Below are 17,516 nucleotides of genomic sequence, written 5' to 3'. Positions count from 1 at the left end.
CTTAAGAATTACGTTAAAAAACCGAAAGACAAATCTTTCGGTTTTTTTTATATTCATTAAACTGATATTTTCAATCAACTCTTTTTTTATCAAAAAAATAAAGGGTCATACCGGCTCCTATGATTCCTAATCCAATAATACTTTCCCGAGGATGGTTGACAAAAGTAAAATACAAAATATAAAAGCTGAAAAGTAAAAAGATAACGGGCATTAGTAAAAAAATATTTCCTTTGAAAAGTACCCGATCTTTTTTCTTAATAAATAAAGAAGTACTCACGGCAGCCGTTGAAAGAAGTTGAAGTACAAATGCTGTGTAAATAAAAATTTCTTCAAATTTACCACTCAATATTATTAGTATACTGATAAGAGTATGAGCAACTACAGCCCATATAGGTATTCGGTTTTTATTTTCTTTACCTAAATAACTCCAAAGATGATTTTCTTTTGCTGTTGCCTGGGTTACTCTCGATCCAACCCACAAATAGCCACTAATTGTTGAAACTAATTGCAATGCAATCAAATAACTTATCCATTTTACTCCCCGAACGCCTAAAATATTGGTAAATGCGATATTGGCAATGTCTTCTTTTCCTTCCATTTGTTCGATTGAAGCATGTTTTAAAAAAACAAAATTTACCAACACATAACTTACTGTTACAAAAACAGTTCCTATTATCAACGCTTTGGGAAGATTAACTTTTGGCTTTTCAATTTCTTCAACAATATAAGAGGCAGAATTCCAACCGGTATAAGCGTAGGTAACAAACACTAACGAACTGGCAAAAGCCGGAACGATAATTTCATGAGTCCAAGAATTATCCCATAATAATGCATTAGTAGGAGACGGACTTATCGAAATTCCAATTAAAATCAGTACTACAATGAATGCTACCTTAAGAACGGCAAATATATTTTGAAAACGACTGCTTACCTTTAAGCTGAAACATTGAAATACAGCAATAATAATGATAATGAGAATAGCTGTACTTCTTTCATTTTCAAAACCCAAATATTTAGCCATAGCCAATGCTGCTAAAGCAATTGGCCCGGAGAAACCAACAATAAGCGATACCCAACTGGTGATGTATCCCATGATGGGATGATAAGTTCGAGAAAGATAAATATAATCTCCTCCCGATTGCTTAAAATGAGCTCCCAATTCCGCGTAGATAAAAGCACCTATTAAAGCCAGTATTCCCCCGATTGTCCATAAAAGAATAATGGTAAACGTATTGTGTAATTCCGGAACTTGATATCCTAAACTTGTAAACACTCCCGTTCCTACCATATTGGATATGACTATGGCAGTTGCTGTCTTCCAGCCTATTTTTTTCATATTTATATTAAATATATAAGTCTAAATTTAGAAATTCATAGAAAGCTTAGTAAACCAATTAGCTCCGGTTGTACCCATCTGTACCGGTGCATACTTGAAAACATTATAATAAGAATTTTCATAGATTTGCTTATCCGGAAATACATCAAAAATATTATTTCCGCCCATCGTTAATATTAAATCTTTTCGTATGGAATAACTGATACTAAAATCGGTTACTAATTTTGGATCATGATGTTGTACCGAACCGTATGGGTAACCATCTCTCGTAACTTTACCGAAATAGGTATTTCTTACTAATAAATTCCATTTCGAAACAGAGTAATTGAAGCCTAAAGTAGCCTTTGCTTTTGGACTTAAAGATTCAATTATATTGGTTTGATCGGGACCGAAATATTCATTTCTGTCTCCTTCAAAAACTTTCGGAAAATGATAATCAACAATTTCTGTTTCTGTATAGTTTCCTGATAAACTTATATCCAGATTTCCCCTTCCTAAACCAACTTTATACGTGGCCACTATATCAATACCTTTCGTTTCCGTATCCACAGCATTAGTAAAAAATCGTGCTCCTTCCACTCCATAAGATTCTACTTTTGCATTAACAAATTCACTCGTGAGTACAATACGATCTTTAACTTTGATATAGTAAGCATCAGCCGTTACATATATTTTTTTAGAAGGTTTAAATGTTAAACCGGCACTCGCATTTATAGATTTTTCTTCTTTAAGTTTATCAATACCTAAAGCTTTTGCCAAAGGACTGTCATTTCTAAATATACCTTTAGAAACAACTCCTGATCCCGACGATGAGATACTGGAAAAAGAATTATTGAAATATTGCTGTTGCAGAGAAGGGGCTCTGAATCCATTACTGAAAGCTCCCCTTACAGCAAATCCGTTTACATATTCATAACGCACCGCCAACTTTCCTATCCAAGAATTACCAAAATCGGAATAATGCTCATATCTTCCTGCCAAATCACCGGAAAATTTTCCTTTTTTAAATGCTACATCCGCATAACCGGAGGCATTATTTCTGTCCTCCTTTAACGCATTTTCAGGAGAAAATCCTATAAAACCTTGTGCTCCCCCCTCTCCCAGTATATCGGTGGGAAGAGTAGATGCTGTTGCCGGATTACCAAATTTATCGTAACGCATCCATGAGCCTTCTTCTCCGGCTTTTATTCTATACTGTTCGTATTTAAATTCTCCTCCGAAGGCAATAGAAAGAAGTGTATTTATTTTTTTAGAAATATCCAGATTGATAGTATTTTGCATAAACTCATGTCCCCCGGCTTTAAATTCCGTTGGAGAAAGTATACCCAACGAAGCATTGTTTGTATGCGTAGCCTTATAATTAAAGAGGTTTTCTCCAAAGGTATTACTTATATCTACCATCCAATTATTATGCATATATCTTATTCCCGTAGAGTTAGAAATATCATAAATAGTGGATTTTAATAAAGGTTGAAATCCTATCGGATAAAGTTCTTTAACTACATTAGTTTTTTCACTGGGAAGTCTTCGGAATTCAGCTCCTTCTCCTTGTCTTAAACTTGCTCCGCCGAATGAGTAGAACTCATACTTTTCGGATAATGGATAAATGGAATTTATAAAAAACTGTTGATTTTTAATTTGAGCATCTCCTGCCCTGAAACGGAAGTCTTTTTGGGTTAAACCCATTTCTGCCATAATTTTTTCATCGTTTATTCTGGCCTGATCGGGATCCGGTGCAAAATCATAGGCAAAGTTATCGCCAAACTTGTCCAGATTATTATCATATGAACGATTGGTTTTATTTCTTTGGCTGACTACAAAAGAAAGATTGATACTTCCTCCTTTATCTCCTAATTTAGCCCCGTAATTTCCGCTAAAATTGTAAGTTTCCCCGTCATTTCTATTGGTTAATCCATAGGTGATGGATGCCGAGCCGCCCTCATTCTTTTTTAAAATAATATTAATTACACCGGCAATGGCATCCGAACCGTATTGAGCTGCCGCTCCATCTCTTAGAACCTCTATTTTTTCTATTGCTGAAACGGGTATGGCACTTAAATCTGTACCCACAGATCCATTACCTACCGTATTTTGATAGTTGACTAATGAGGTAGTATGCCGTCTTTTTCCATTCACTAATACCAGAACCTGATCGGGACCCATACCTCTCAAGGTAGCCGGATCAATATGTTCCGTTCCATCAGAAGAAGATTGGCGAACTGAATTGAATGAAGGTACTAAATAATTTAATAAGTCGTTAACGGTTAATTGAGGAGATGCCTTATCTATTTTCCTGACATCTATTACATCTATGGCAACGGGAGAATTTACTTTTGTTCGTTCTGAACTTCTGCCACCGACTACAACAATCTCTTCAAGATCAAGGGAATCTACGGCTCGTTTTTCTTGAGCATCCACATAATTGGTAAATTCTAAAATTAAACTTACCATTAACAAAGAAACTTTTTTCATTATCTTTCTTACAGTTAGTAAATTATATTTATTAAAACTGTATCAAGAAAAACCGGAAAGGAAAAAAGAAATTATTCACAACTCAACACACTCACAATTCGCGAATCACTCATCTTTCCCCTCAGGGCTGGAATTAGCACCAAGCCTAAGCAGGCCGGTTGCCAAGGTTTCACAGGGCCAGTCCCTCCACCTTTCTTGATAAGTGATGTAAATATACCATAATTTTCATAATAAAATAATTTTATATTATATTATTTTACCTCTAAGATAAAGAAATAAATTTACTTTATCTTAAAAAATCTTACCAAGAAAATTATTCCTATTCCAAACAAGGAAATGAAAGTAAAAGATATTTGTAATGAAAATTTTTCAGCTAAAAAACCAATGCAAGGAGGACCTAGAAAAAAACCGATAAAACCAATGCTGGTAATAACTGTAAGCGCTTGTTCGGGCGAAGCTGTTTTTGAATTTCCCGCTAAGGTATATACTAAGGGTACGACTGCAGATATTCCCAGTCCAACAATAACGAACGAAAGAAGTGTAGTTAGTAATGTTGGAAATAGAACAGCACAGACCATACCTATAAAAATTAAAGATCCGCTGATAATCAACGTAATTTTTGAACCGAATTTTCGAACTACAAAATCAGAAATGAATCGTCCGCAAGCCATGGCTGCCATATAGGCAGTCAATCCATATCCGATATATTTTTTATCGGCTTTCACTATATTCCTCATATATTCATTGGACCAATCGGTCATCGTTCCTTCAGAAACCATAGCAAAAAAAGCTAGAAATCCTAAGACAATAAGATTTTTATCAACTCTGATAAATTTTGATTTTTTTGGTAATTCCATTGGTTCTTCTTTGGATTCATCCGGCAACAAGTATCTGAATAACCAAAGGGAAACCAGAATTCCTATGGAAGAATATAAAATAAAATGCTCAGAAGGTGGTATGTTTTTAGCAATCATTACTGCTCCTAACCAAGAAGCAAAAAAACCTCCAATGCTCCAAGTACCGTGCATGGAGCCTATTATTTGGCCTTTATAGGATTTTGACACATTAACAGCTTGTGTATTTATAGCTATATTGGTTAAATTACCTATGGCCCCGTAGGCTATTAAATTGAGTTTCAATTGCCACAATTTTCCACAAAATCCAATTCCGATTAAAAATATAAAGTAAAGAATGATAAATGTAAGGGTTGATTTTTTGCTTCCCAGCTTTTTTATTAAATTACCCGCAAAAGGTAACGTAATAAGTGTTCCGATGGATAAAAATAGTAAAACCAATCCCCAATTGGAATCGGAAACATTCATCGATAATTTAATCGTTGGAATTCGTGAAGCCCAAGTCGCGGAACTGCCTCCAAAGAAAAAAAATAAAAGGGTTACGGCCATTCTGGGCAAATGCTTTTTGTATATCATTGTTAATTCTCTCGGATTTTTTATGGATTGTATCTATTTATTAACTACTCCGGTATTTATAAAATAAAAAAAACCTGCTTGATACAATCAAACAGGCTGTTCATTAATTAAAACTTTATTCATTAGTCGGAGATTCTTTTTCAACCTCCAGTATTTTAATTTCCGTACTGTCTTTTTCTTTATTTAATCCAATATAGAGATGGTCTCCGTCATGTATCGATGAATTAATAATTTCTTCAGCGATCACATCTTCCACATATTTCTGGATCGCTCTTTTAAGCTGACGTGCACCGAAATTTTTGTCCCATCCTTTTTCAATGATGAATTCTTTAGCTTCCGGAGATAATTCTACTTCATATCCAATTTTAGCAATCCTATCGTACACATTTTTCAATTCTAAATCTATAATTTTAGATATATCTTCCTTTTCCAAATTATTAAAGATGATAACATCATCGATCCTATTTAGGAATTCAGGAGCAAATGTTCTCTTTAAAGCGTTTTCTAAAGTAGATTTTGCTCTTATATCGGAAGATGATTTTTTGGCAGAAGTTCCAAATCCAACACCGTCACCGAATTCTTTGAGTTCACGAGTTCCGATATTGGAAGTTAAAATGATTATTGTATTTCTAAAATCTATTTTTCTTCCCAAACTATCCGTAACATGTCCGTCATCTAAAATTTGCAAAAGGATATTAAATACATCCGGATGTGCTTTTTCAATTTCATCTAAGAGGATTACAGCATATGGTTTTCTTCTTACGGATTCTGTCAATTGACCTCCTTCTTCATATCCTACATATCCCGGAGGAGCTCCTACTAATCTAGATACGGCAAATTTTTCCATATATTCACTCATATCTATTCTAATGAGAGCATCATCTGAATCAAATAATTCTCTGGCAATAACTTTTGCTAATTGAGTTTTTCCAACTCCGGTTGCTCCTAAGAATATAAATGTACCTATAGGCCTGTTAGGATCTTTTAACCCGGCACGGTTTCTCTGAATGGCTTTTACTACTTTGTTGACCGCTTCGTCCTGACCGATTATTTTTCCTTTCATCAGATCTTTCATTTGAGCAAGTTTTTTAAGCTCTCCTTCTGCAACTCTTTGTACGGGTACACCGCTCATCATTGAAACTACCTCTGCAACATTATCTTCAGTAACAATCTCCCGATGTTCTCTTGAAGATTTTTCCCATTCTCTTTGTGCATTCGCTAATTTTGTTTCAATCTCTTTTTCGGTATCTCTTAATTTTGCAGCTTCTTCATACTTTTGGCTTTTAATTACCTTAGTCTTTTCAGCTCTGATTTTTTCTAATTCTTTCTCATAATTAACTATTTCCTTTGGAACTTTGATATTTTTAATATGGACTCTTGATCCCGCTTCATCGAGCGCATCAATCGCTTTGTCCGGTAAATATCGGTCGGTAATATATCTTGTAGTAAGATTTACACAAGCTTTAATTGCCTCCTCGGTATAAGTTACATTATGATGTTCTTCGTATTTATCTTTAATTTGATTTAATATGATAATGGTTTCTTCCGGAGAAGTTTGTTCTACCATTACTTTTTGAAATCGTCTTTCTAAGGCGCCATCTTTTTCAATATATTGCCTATATTCATCCAAAGTAGTCGCTCCGATGCATTGTATCTCTCCTCTTGCTAATGCCGGTTTGAACATATTGGAAGCATCTAAAGAGCCTGTGGCTCCTCCGGCTCCTACTATGGTATGGATTTCATCAATAAAGAGAATAATATCCGAGTTTTTCTCAAGCTCATTCATGATGGCTTTCATTCTTTCTTCAAATTGTCCTCTATATTTAGTACCTGCAACCAGTCCGGCTACATCTAAGGTAACTACTCGTTTGTTGTATAAAACACGAGAGACCTTTTTTTGAACAATTCGTAAAGCGAGGCCTTCTGCAATGGCTGATTTACCGACTCCGGGCTCTCCTATTAACAAAGGATTATTCTTTTTTCTTCTGCTTAATATCTGAGATACTCTTTCAATTTCTTTTTCCCTTCCTACCACCGGATCTAAACGACCTTCGAGTGCAGCGGTGGTTAAATCTCTACCGAAATTATCTAATACCGGTGTTCTGCTTTTCGAAGGGTTGGATCTGCTTCCTTTAGGTGCTTCGTATTGATTTCCTTCACTAATGCCTTCTTCTTCAGAAAATTCATTGGTGGGTTGTTCCGTAAAATCTTCTTGAAACTGAAATCTATATTCTTCTTTAAGGATATTAGCATCGATATTATACTTTTTGAAAAGCTGAGTTACCGGATCGCTTTCTATCCTTAAGATACATATCAATAAATGTATGGTTTCTATTTCCGGGCTTCTAAAAAGCTTAGCTTCTAAAAAGCTTGTTTTTAAAGCTCTTTCGGCAGCTTTAGTAAACGGGATGCGATTCCTGTCTACTTTTATACTTATTTCAGGTTTATTAAGATTTTCTATTTTTCTCCTTAAGTCACCTAAATCAACATTTAAACTTTGAAGTATGGTAATAGCTTTGCTGTTACCTTCACGTAAGATACCCAGTACAAGATGTTCCGTCCCTATATGGTCATTACCTAATCGTAATACTTCTTCATTGCTGAAGCTTATTACATCTTTGACTTGTTGTGAAAAATTTTCGTCCATGTATGACTTACTGTTCTATATATTAATATTTTACGATTTGAATCTTGCATTTATCATGCCACTTTACTTATCGGTTATTTTGTCATATTCCTTGATAAAGTAAAATATTTTTTTCTGATAAATGTACTCTATTATTTTAAAATATCATATTATGTCGGAACTATTTCTCGGGTACGTATATTATTTCTCCATTTTCAAGTTCATAAGCTATCCCTACTTTTTTCCCTTTTTTACCTGTGGATTTCTCTTGGGACGGGGTATACTTGTTTATTTTATTTCCTTCTTTGGTTATTATTTCCATATCTTCTTTTCCGGGATTTTTAACAACGGTAAAATCTTCATTGGAAAATACTTCACCCATATTTAAATTCATAACCATGGCAACCATAAGAGCAACGGCAAAAACCATAGCTACATCAAATAGGTTTACGATGACACTAAGCGGATCGGTATCTTCTTCTTTTAGAAATCTGTTAATTCTTCTTCGCCTTTTCATTCTTAATTTACATTACCCGTTACTACTCTTGCTACATAATCTAAATTGTTAACTTCTTTTGCATACCATCGTTGTTTAACTTGTAAAGTTACTAATCCGATTGCGCTTACTACCAATCCCACCACAGTTGTTGCAAAAACTACTTGCATGTTATACGCCATACCGGAAATATCCCCCGAAGACAGTCCAACCAGTGCCGGACTCATGGCTATCAGAGTACCGATTAAACCTAAGACAGGTCCGAGTTTTGCAAGCATTTTTGATAAGGAAAGGTCTTTATCTACTTCATTTTCAAAATTGGAAATGGTATAATCGGCATAGGCTTCATGGGTGGTATTTTCCAATAATGTCCTTAAATATTTTATATATAAGGAATTGTTTTTTGAAGGCAAGGATGCTTGTAAATCTTTTAATTTTTCTTGAGTAAGGTTTTCAATAACCGGATTTATCTTTTTATCGTTATTCCTTTTAACGATAAATTGATTGTAAAAGCTTCCTAAAAGAAGCAATGAACGAGCGAATAATATTAGTAAGATGATGATATCGGGAATTAATAAACTATTCGCTACCCAAAATAATACTTTTGATATAATTTCCATATTTATTAGTTATTTTAATTTTTTCTTTTAGTGTTTAACAATTTTTCCATTTAGTTAACCTCCATTTAATTTTATTTCCTAAAAATCCTATTAGAAAAAAGAAAATGAATAGTCCCATCGATAAAAGTATATAGTTAACATTTATGGTTTCTTCTGATGTTTTATATATTATTTTTCCATCAACGGTGGTTATGAGTCCTAGTATACAAATGATTAAACTCATCATAAAATGTATTTCAAGTCTTAAATCAAATTCCGGAATCAGTTTTTTAAGAGCTATGACAGCTAAAACCATACATAAAATAACGATTGATGCATAAAGGATTGCCATGGTTAAAAAGTGGAAACCTGTAAAGGTAAATGCGGCTTGAGTCAATCCATAAAATAAAACTAAAAAAGGTAATATTCCCGGATAATATTTTAATATTAATCGAACTATCTTATGTTTTTTACTTCCAAAATGTCCCATTAATGCTGCAAAACAGAAAGCAAAACATACCGCAGATTCTACCGTAACTACTACGGACATGTTTTGCATCATCACATGATCAGCTAAAAAATCTTCTATCTGTGTTTTAGATTGCTTAATGGCTACGGGATAAATTAAAAGTATATAGAAAGTGTATATTAGCATCATTAAGGCTATTTGCCCTTTTTTCCAAAAACTTAGCTTAATAATACTATTTACTAGGATTAGAGCCATTAATAAATGTATGATGAGTTCCATAAAGTACTATTCTTTTATCTTAGCTGTTTTTTCTTCTTTTCCGTATATACAGTAGTAGTGAAAGGGCAACAATGCTTATAACAGTAACTATAATTACTCCGTTGACTGCTGTTTTTTCTGATTTATTAACTCCTTTGGAAACTTCTTCTTTTTTCAAAACCATCCCCTCTTTAGCATCTGATGACGATTCTCCTATTCTCATTTTAGTTACTTGTTGTTTATATTCTGTAGATTGCTGAGGGGTAACTTGGTTTGAAATATAATCTTGGAGTTTTTTATTATTTCCGGAAAATCCTGCTCCTGAATGTCCAAATTCTTTCACAACTTGTGTATGTACGAGAGCCGTTTGTTTTATTTGTTCTTCAGTGGCTTTCCACATCCCTTTTCTTGAAGTTTCAAGCATGATTGCTGTAATTTCTTCTAAGGCTGCCGGACTCACTTTTTTGAAAAATTCTTTGGTTCCTAAATTGGTTTTATCAGTTACATAGGTATCATATATCTGATCCCACATTTCATTATCGATCACATCGGGCTTCATTACATTCCAACCGTAGGTATTGGTTATAACCTCTGTTATATCGGCCGCGCTGGATGCTCCCCCTTTCATCTTCTCTTTAATATAGGCCGGATTGAAGATGGTGGTACGAGCTTCAACACCTATAGCTTCTTTCAATTCCTGTATTTTGAAATTAGTATGATTTCTGTAGTCTGCAAAATAGGCATCGGGATCTTTGCCTGTAACATTGCGAATGGCTAAATTCATTCCTCCCATAAACTCGTATACATGATCTAGACTTAAAGCTCCCCAAGTATTGCTTTGTCTTGGATGAACAACCATATCTGTATTTTTTAGTACAGCTTTTAGCAATCCCTTGTGAAAATCACCCCAATTTTTATCACTGCCGTATATTGCTCCCATATTATTGATATAGGTTTCGGCTATTTCTTTTTCATCTTCCCATTTATCTCCGCTGGTTACCATTTCTTGAATTCCTGTTCCATACATTCCGTTAACTCCTCCGAATATTCGTTGTGTTGAAATCTGACGGGCTTCTTGAGGAGGTACTCCTTCATCGACTAAACTTTTTTCTATATCCAGAGTGCTTTGAGCTACTAAATTTTCATAGTTGGAATCTTTTGCAGATGCGGCCATTTCCACTGCTCTTGATAGTAATGCCAAACGGGAGGCTGCCAGATCTCTAAACTGTCCTGAAGTTTGCACCACCACGTCAATTCTCGGTCTTCCTAAATCTTTGGATTCAATTAGTTGTAAATCGGATACTCTTCCGAAGGCATCACGAACCGGTTCAACTCCCAGCATATATAAAACTTGCGCTATGGTTGTTCCTTCGCTTTCAATGAATTCACTGCTCCAAAAGGTATAATTAACTTTTTTAGGATACGCTCCATGCTTTGCTTTATATTGTGCCAAAGTTGCATTAACAAGTTCCTTTCCTCTGTCCCATGCTATTTCGGTAGGGGTGGATTCTGCATTAATGGAATACATATTTCTACCTGTAGGAACTCCGTTCGGATTCGCCACAGCATCTCCTCCTGAAGAAGGCTCAATATAGCCTCCGGATAGTGCATTGACTAATGCTTTAAATTCCAATTCCGGACTTTCTTCTAAACTTTTTTCGTATTTTTTTATGTTGGTGATAGTTCTTTCAATTTCAACAATAGCTCTCGCTCTTGATTTTTGCTCTTTGGTATAAGTTATCTTTTTACCTGCCATTCCATGCATAGGCTTTTTCTCTGATTCCTTTGGAGCTGTATGTGCAACTTGTTGCGAAGAGGTATTTTTGGAATGACCTGGAGAATTTTCCATTTTAGAAGGTTTACCTGCGGTACTTTTAGTACTTTTTTTAAACGTTCTTTTTGGAGGGGAAATAATCATTTTAGATTGTTCCAATTCTTTTTCATCAATTCCGGCAATGCTGCAAATAAATGCAGTACTCGCTTCTTTTCCTGATAAGATTTGATTAACTATATTTCTGGCTACGTCTAAATATCTTTGTTTAAAATATACTTTATTTTTGAGTTGTTTTTCGGTTACTTTTCCTCTTTGTTTATCCAAGGCGGCCAGACTATAAGCAATTGGATCTGTACTCATTGCCTGAACGGTTGATATGATTTTATCTTTAGTATAAGGTATACCGGAAGTATAAAGATGCCCGGACATTTTTTCATTGGAAATTTCTTCGGCAAAATTTTCTATTCTTTCTATCTCCTCTAAATTATAGGGTTTGGTTGCTATACTATCTAAACGTAAATCTCTGTGCAATCCCATTTTTACCGCTATTTTCTTTACTTCAAGGGATGCTAACGGCTGATTGGATTCTTCGGATTTATAGTAATATTGTATCTTATCTTGCAATTCTTTAAATTGAGAACGGGTTTGGCTCTCCATAAATGCAGGAGTTAAATAAGATAGTAAGGTGGCATAGGAACGTCTTTTAGCCATCATACTTTCTCCGATATTTCCAATGGTATAATAATAAAAATGTGGCAAGGTTCCGACTAGTCTATCCGGCCAATCTTCATTACTCAGAGCAATTTGTTTTTGAGGGGTAAACTCAAGACTTCCGTGTGTCCCAAAATGAATCAACGCATCGGCTTGGAATCCGTACTGTACCCAAAGATAGGACCCAATATAGGTATGAGGAGGAGCTGTTTTTGCTCCATGGATAATGGCAAAGGTATCATCTCCCAATCCTGCCATAGGTTGAGGTAATAGTACAATATTTCCGAATTGAACTCGTGAAATCGCTAAATACGATTTTTCACCTATATTTTTACTCATGTAATTACCCGGAGCTTCTCCGTAAACGGCTGTAACTTCGGCATATTTTTCGGGGGTAAGTGTTTTTTTTGCCCAGTTTTCATACGTTGTTTTATCAATCAATTCGGGATTGCCATTTTTCAAGTATTCATCAAAAGCTCCTTGGGCGTAGGTACTCATTACAGAACCTTGGGTCATCAGGATTTTTTCAAAATCTTGTACATTTTCGGGTAAATTATCTACTTTATATCCTTCTTTTTTTAATCGTTTTAAAAAATTATAAAGTGAAGGAACGGTTTCCAATCCCTGTGCGGTTAAGGATTCTTTACCGGGTCCTTTATAATAGTAGACAGCTATTTTTTTATCTTCATTTTTTTTATGTTTTAACTCTACAAAATTGTGAATGATTTGAACAAAATTTTGGAGTCTTTCGGGCACTGTTTTAAATAAATAAAGATTATTATCTGTTAATTCTTGGGTATTTAAAACGTATGGATATATAGATCCGTCCAATTCAGGCATAACTACACTTTGTGAGAGGAAACCTCCCATCATTCCCATGGGATCTTTAAGCCATTCTTCTTTAGTTTTTAATATGGTAAGTGGCGTAAATACGGGAATATTTCTTTGTTTTAACCAGTTTACTGCTTCTTCTGCTTTTCCTAACGCTAGTCTTCCGTGAGCGAAATGAATTACTGCATCCGGTTGAATTTCCTTTAAAAATTCCAATCTCTCAAATGTGGAGGATATGGGATATACGTTAAATCCTTTCTTTTGTAAAGAAACGAGTAAGCTGTCTAAGTTATCTCTATTTCCACTATACGGATCATTTAATCCACCCAAAATGACCACTTTAGGCGCGCCCTCTATATAAAAATAATTTTTCTTTAAGTAATTTTCATATTCACTAACATTTTTAAATGCCAAGTCTTCATCTAAATGATACAATACATCTTCTGCAGTCTCAACTATAGGGCTTGGTTCCGTAACAAAAAATATCTTTTTATCTATATTTTTACGTATATATCTGGCAAGGCTTTGATAATTTTTTTTGTTTCCACTATCCATAAATGCTTCTACCGCTTTCATCCGTGTGCTGTCTAAATTGCACAGATTGTTTTCGGGATTAGTTGCGCGGTATATATAAAAGGGTTTACCGTCTTGCATAATTTTTTTTAGCTGCTCCCTTTCTTCCGCAGATGCTTTCATTCCCATACCGAATCCTAAAATAAAGTCGTACTTTTTTAATTTAGATAAATCTTCTAAAGAGACTTCTTCGTATTGAATGAAGGGGTCTTTATTGGATTGAATAAGACTGGTGGTTTGAAATTTTTGAAAGTTTACTAAAGCTACTTTTGTTGGTGAGGCAGTTTTATTCCAAATGATCCAACTTGCCATTAGTAATACAAATAGACACACAATTATACTCAATAAGAGCTTCTTTTTTTTCATTTTCATAATATTTATGTAAGCCTGATTTTTTCTTTGATAAACGTTTATTTGACAATGATTTTTTTAGTCGCTTTATGATCTCCTACTTTGAATACGAGAATGTAAATTCCGGGTGTTAAGGCAGATAAATTCAATTCTTTTGAATAAAAACCGGCTTGTCCCAAGATTTTATCTTCGTACATTTTCTTACCACTTAAGCTATATATGGATAATTCTGCTTTATTTGCATTGGAATTTTTAATATCATATAGTAAGGTAGCCGTTTTATTTACTATTGGATTAGGATAAACCGTAAAGGAAGAATGATCTGTCAATTCTTCTATTCCTAAATTATTTATTTTTTTATACGTGAAATTGATAGTTCCTGTAGCTGCTCCTCCAAAATCAGTAAACCATAATTCATATAAGCTCGTTGTTTGATCTTTTTCTGTTTTAACGTAATATTTATTTTTTGGAATTACGTATGAATAACCGGATAATTCCTTCCATCGGTCTCCTATGGTATTAATCTCTTTTTTAAAATTTTCATTTTGAAGTTCAGTTTGGTCGCCTTCTAGTTTTTTAGCAACGGCAACGTGAGTATTTTGTAATGCTCCTGTTACAGAAACATAATCTATGTTTTTATAGAACGAAGTATATTTTGTAAAAAGCAAATCCCAATCTACATCCAAGGGAATTGTATCTACCAATTTATTATTTTTCAATGAATAATAGTTAAACATTTTTCCTTCACCTGTGGAATTTAAGATAGTAAAGGATCGATCTGAACTCCATGATGTTCCTTCCCAAATGGCATATTTACATGTATATCCTTTAAAATAATCTTCAATCATAAATTTGATAAGAGTTCCATCGTCATATTCTAATACAAATATGATAGAACCCACTACATGATGGGTGGGCATAAAATATTCTCCCCATCCGTAGGTTGCCGAACCGTTATCGAACGCTCCTTTTTCCCATTTAACCTCGCTATTATATAATTTTTTCCATTGTTGTTTCTTAGATACATCAATAGTACTCCAATCTGAAGCTGCATTTGCTGCTTCATAAACTTTAATGCGTGCATCATTCACGCGTGTAGCAAAACTTCTGGCATCTTTTCTTAGAAAAGCTAAGTCCCAATCTGTTGTGGGCAGGGTAATTTGATTATTAGAACCCAATTGAAAATATACTTGTTGGGTATAAGAAGAGCCTAAGGAAAGAGCGATATTTTTTTCTTGAGCATGTACGGTAACTTGTACCATAAACCATACTATAAGCAGTATAGTCCTTTTCATAATCAATAGATTTAAGTTTTTATTCTATTTTTATTTAGGGCAAATATAATTATTATTTAGATTTATTCTCAATAATATTTAGATTTATTCTAAATTATTTTTACTTTTGCTAAAAAAACTATGAAAAAGAATAGCTCCAATAAGTTCTTTTTATTATATATATCTCTGATTTTAAGTAATTTATCTTATTCTCAAGAGACTAATGACAAAAAAAATAAAGTAAAGGATATTGATGAAATTGTGGTAACAGGTCAATATCATCAACAAAGTGTTGATAAATCCATATATCAAGTTGAGGTCATATCCCAAGAAGATATTAAAAACAGAGCAGCATCCAATATATCGGACATTTTAAGTTATTATCTTAATTTTAATACTCTACCCAACAGTAAAAACGGGGATTCTGAAGCTTCTCTTTTCGGTTTGGATGGTCAATATTTCAAAGTATTGATAGATAATATTCCTATGGTGAGTGATTATGGAATGGGCTCCAATGTTGATTTAACCAAAATTAATTTAGATAATGTGGAACGGATCGAGATTGTGAGAGGGAGTATGGGTACGGATTACGGTTCTAATTCACTGACTGGAATTGTCAATATCATAACCCGTAAAAAAATCAATTCCCAATGGAAAGTTTCCGGTTATGTACAAGAGGAAACGGTAGGTAAAGAGTATGATTGGAAAGAACAGGGCAGACATATTCAATCGTTAGATATTTCTCATTCTTTATCAGATAAATGGTTTTTATCGTTAGGAGCAAATCGTAATGATTTTAAAGGTTTTTTCGGAAACAAAAAGGGTAAGAGATATTATGAAAATGATGGTAATAGAGGATATGAATGGCTTCCTAAGGAACAATGGAACTCTAATGCTCTTATTCATTATAAAACTACTGATTTTAATGCTTTTTATAATTTACAATTCTTAAATGAGTTGACTAATTATTATAATCCTATCGTTGATTACAGAGCATTGTCTGAAGGTGGTCTTTTTACTTATGCTTCTAAGGATCGAAATTTTAAAACAGATCGTTGGCTTCATCATCTTTTTTTAAGTGCCAAACTTTTCAATTATCTAACTTATAACGGAGATTTTTCTTATCAAAAACAAAGTAGAAAAAGCAGGGATTATACGTACGACATTGGTATGAGAGAGGTTTTTGGAAAGAAAGATGCTTATAAAAAATATGCCGGAACTGATGCCTGGTACACTCGCGGAACTTTTAGTTCTCCTTCCCTTAGTAAAATATTATCTTATCAAATTGGCTATGAATTTAATTTTATTGAAGGATTAAGGTCTTCGAATTCCAGTTCGATTGGTGGAATGAACACTTCCGGCTTTCAAGAAGATTTGAAAAAACATTTAGACAATTATGATTTGTTTGGATCTGCTGAAATCAAAGCGAACCCGGATCTATATTTAAAACCCGGATTCCGAGCGAGTTTTAATACAAAATTTGATAATCAGTATTCTTATTCACTGGCTATGAAATATCAACTATCTCCTAATTCTAATTTTCGTACGGAAGTTACTTCTACCAATCGAACTCCAAATTTTGACGAATTGTATACGTATTTTGTCGATACTAATCATAATGTACAGGGAAATGAAAATTTAGTTCCCGAAAAAGGGTATTCCAGTTCCATTTATTGGAATCAGAAATTTAAATCTAAAGATAATTTTAAAGGTGATATCACGCTAAGTACGTTGTATATTAATTTAAAAGACAAAATTGAACTTGCAACGGTTAATATGCAACCGTTAGAATATAAATATTTGAATGTGGATAAGTTCAAAACATGGGGAGTACAACTCAATTCAAATATGAGAATTCAAAATTTTCATTTTAACCTGAATGCTTCTTATTTTGGAGTTTCTCGAACGTTAGAAGACAATATCAACGGCATTCCTATTACAACTCCTGATAATGATTATTTGTATACCTTCCAACTAAACTCCAATGTTAACTATACAATTAAGAAATGGGATACTACTTTTTCTCTTTTTTATAAATATAACGGAAAAGAATCTTCTTATGTATTAGATTCTAAAACTGATTCTTATTACTTGGGAAAACAAGATGATTTTAATTTATTAGATTTTTCGGTTAGGAAATCATTATTTAACAAATTTATTGAACTTACGGCAGGGGTAAGAAATATTTTTGATATTAAGAAAGTAAATACTACTGCTGCACAAGCTGGAGCTCACGACGGACCTGTAAAAAGTATCAATTTATTTTATGGTAGATCATACTTCGCTAAACTTGGTTTTAATTTTAATATATAAATG

Annotated in this window: 10 protein-coding genes and 1 riboswitch; of the genes, 1 reads left to right on the top strand and 9 read right to left on the bottom strand. The window is 33.8% G+C overall.

The annotated features are described in order from the left end of the window. Positions 1–70: 70 nt before the first annotated feature. From G8C43_RS09525 to G8C43_RS09485, 9 genes are all read right to left on the bottom strand, one after another. Positions 71–1,336 carry an APC family permease gene (locus G8C43_RS09525; RefSeq protein ID WP_166005636.1) on the bottom strand — a complete coding sequence of 422 codons (1,266 nt, stop codon included), beginning with the start codon at positions 1,334–1,336 and terminating at the stop codon, positions 71–73. A gap of 27 nt (positions 1,337–1,363) precedes the next feature. Beyond that, a complete protein-coding gene (locus G8C43_RS09520; protein WP_166005635.1) occupies positions 1,364–3,808 on the bottom strand; it encodes a TonB-dependent receptor plug domain-containing protein in 2,445 nt (814 codons plus the stop codon). A gap of 106 nt (positions 3,809–3,914) precedes the next feature. Then, positions 3,915–4,013, bottom strand: a riboswitch (SAM riboswitch). A gap of 76 nt (positions 4,014–4,089) precedes the next feature. Next, positions 4,090–5,238, bottom strand: coding sequence for an MFS transporter (locus tag G8C43_RS09515; RefSeq protein ID WP_166005634.1), 1,149 nt, complete (start codon positions 5,236–5,238; stop codon positions 4,090–4,092). Positions 5,239–5,353: 115 nt separating this feature from the next. Continuing rightward, the gene (locus G8C43_RS09510; protein WP_160543029.1) at positions 5,354–7,885 is read right to left on the bottom strand and encodes an ATP-dependent Clp protease ATP-binding subunit; all 2,532 of its coding nucleotides are present in this window, start codon (positions 7,883–7,885) and stop codon (positions 5,354–5,356) included. Between the two features lie 160 nt (positions 7,886–8,045). Then, a complete protein-coding gene (locus tag G8C43_RS09505; RefSeq protein ID WP_105296926.1) occupies positions 8,046–8,381 on the bottom strand; it encodes a DUF2149 domain-containing protein in 336 nt (111 codons plus the stop codon). Between the two features lie 2 nt (positions 8,382–8,383). Beyond that, on the bottom strand, positions 8,384–8,980 hold the full coding sequence (locus G8C43_RS09500; protein ID WP_105296925.1) for a MotA/TolQ/ExbB proton channel family protein: 597 nt from the start codon (positions 8,978–8,980) through the stop codon (positions 8,384–8,386). Between the two features lie 34 nt (positions 8,981–9,014). After that, the gene (locus tag G8C43_RS09495; RefSeq protein ID WP_166005633.1) at positions 9,015–9,707 is read right to left on the bottom strand and encodes a hypothetical protein; all 693 of its coding nucleotides are present in this window, start codon (positions 9,705–9,707) and stop codon (positions 9,015–9,017) included. Positions 9,708–9,726: 19 nt separating this feature from the next. Then, positions 9,727–13,941 carry a cobaltochelatase subunit CobN gene (locus G8C43_RS09490; protein WP_221411567.1) on the bottom strand — a complete coding sequence of 1,405 codons (4,215 nt, stop codon included), beginning with the start codon at positions 13,939–13,941 and terminating at the stop codon, positions 9,727–9,729. A gap of 44 nt (positions 13,942–13,985) precedes the next feature. Next, positions 13,986–15,221, bottom strand: a complete 1,236-nt coding sequence (locus tag G8C43_RS09485; protein ID WP_166005631.1) for a T9SS type A sorting domain-containing protein — start codon at positions 15,219–15,221, stop codon at positions 13,986–13,988. A 120-nt stretch (positions 15,222–15,341) separates the two neighbouring features. On the opposite strand from G8C43_RS09485, the gene G8C43_RS09480 reads away from it, so the two are divergent. Continuing rightward, positions 15,342–17,513 carry a TonB-dependent receptor plug domain-containing protein gene (locus G8C43_RS09480; protein ID WP_166005630.1) on the top strand — a complete coding sequence of 724 codons (2,172 nt, stop codon included), beginning with the start codon at positions 15,342–15,344 and terminating at the stop codon, positions 17,511–17,513. Positions 17,514–17,516 lie beyond the last annotated feature (3 nt).

This window comes from Apibacter sp. B2966 (genome assembly GCF_011082485.1).
Taxonomy (GTDB): domain Bacteria; phylum Bacteroidota; class Bacteroidia; order Flavobacteriales; family Weeksellaceae; genus Apibacter.
The sequence above is the reverse complement of the archived record's forward strand: the minus strand, read 5'-3'. Positions and strand labels throughout refer to the sequence as shown.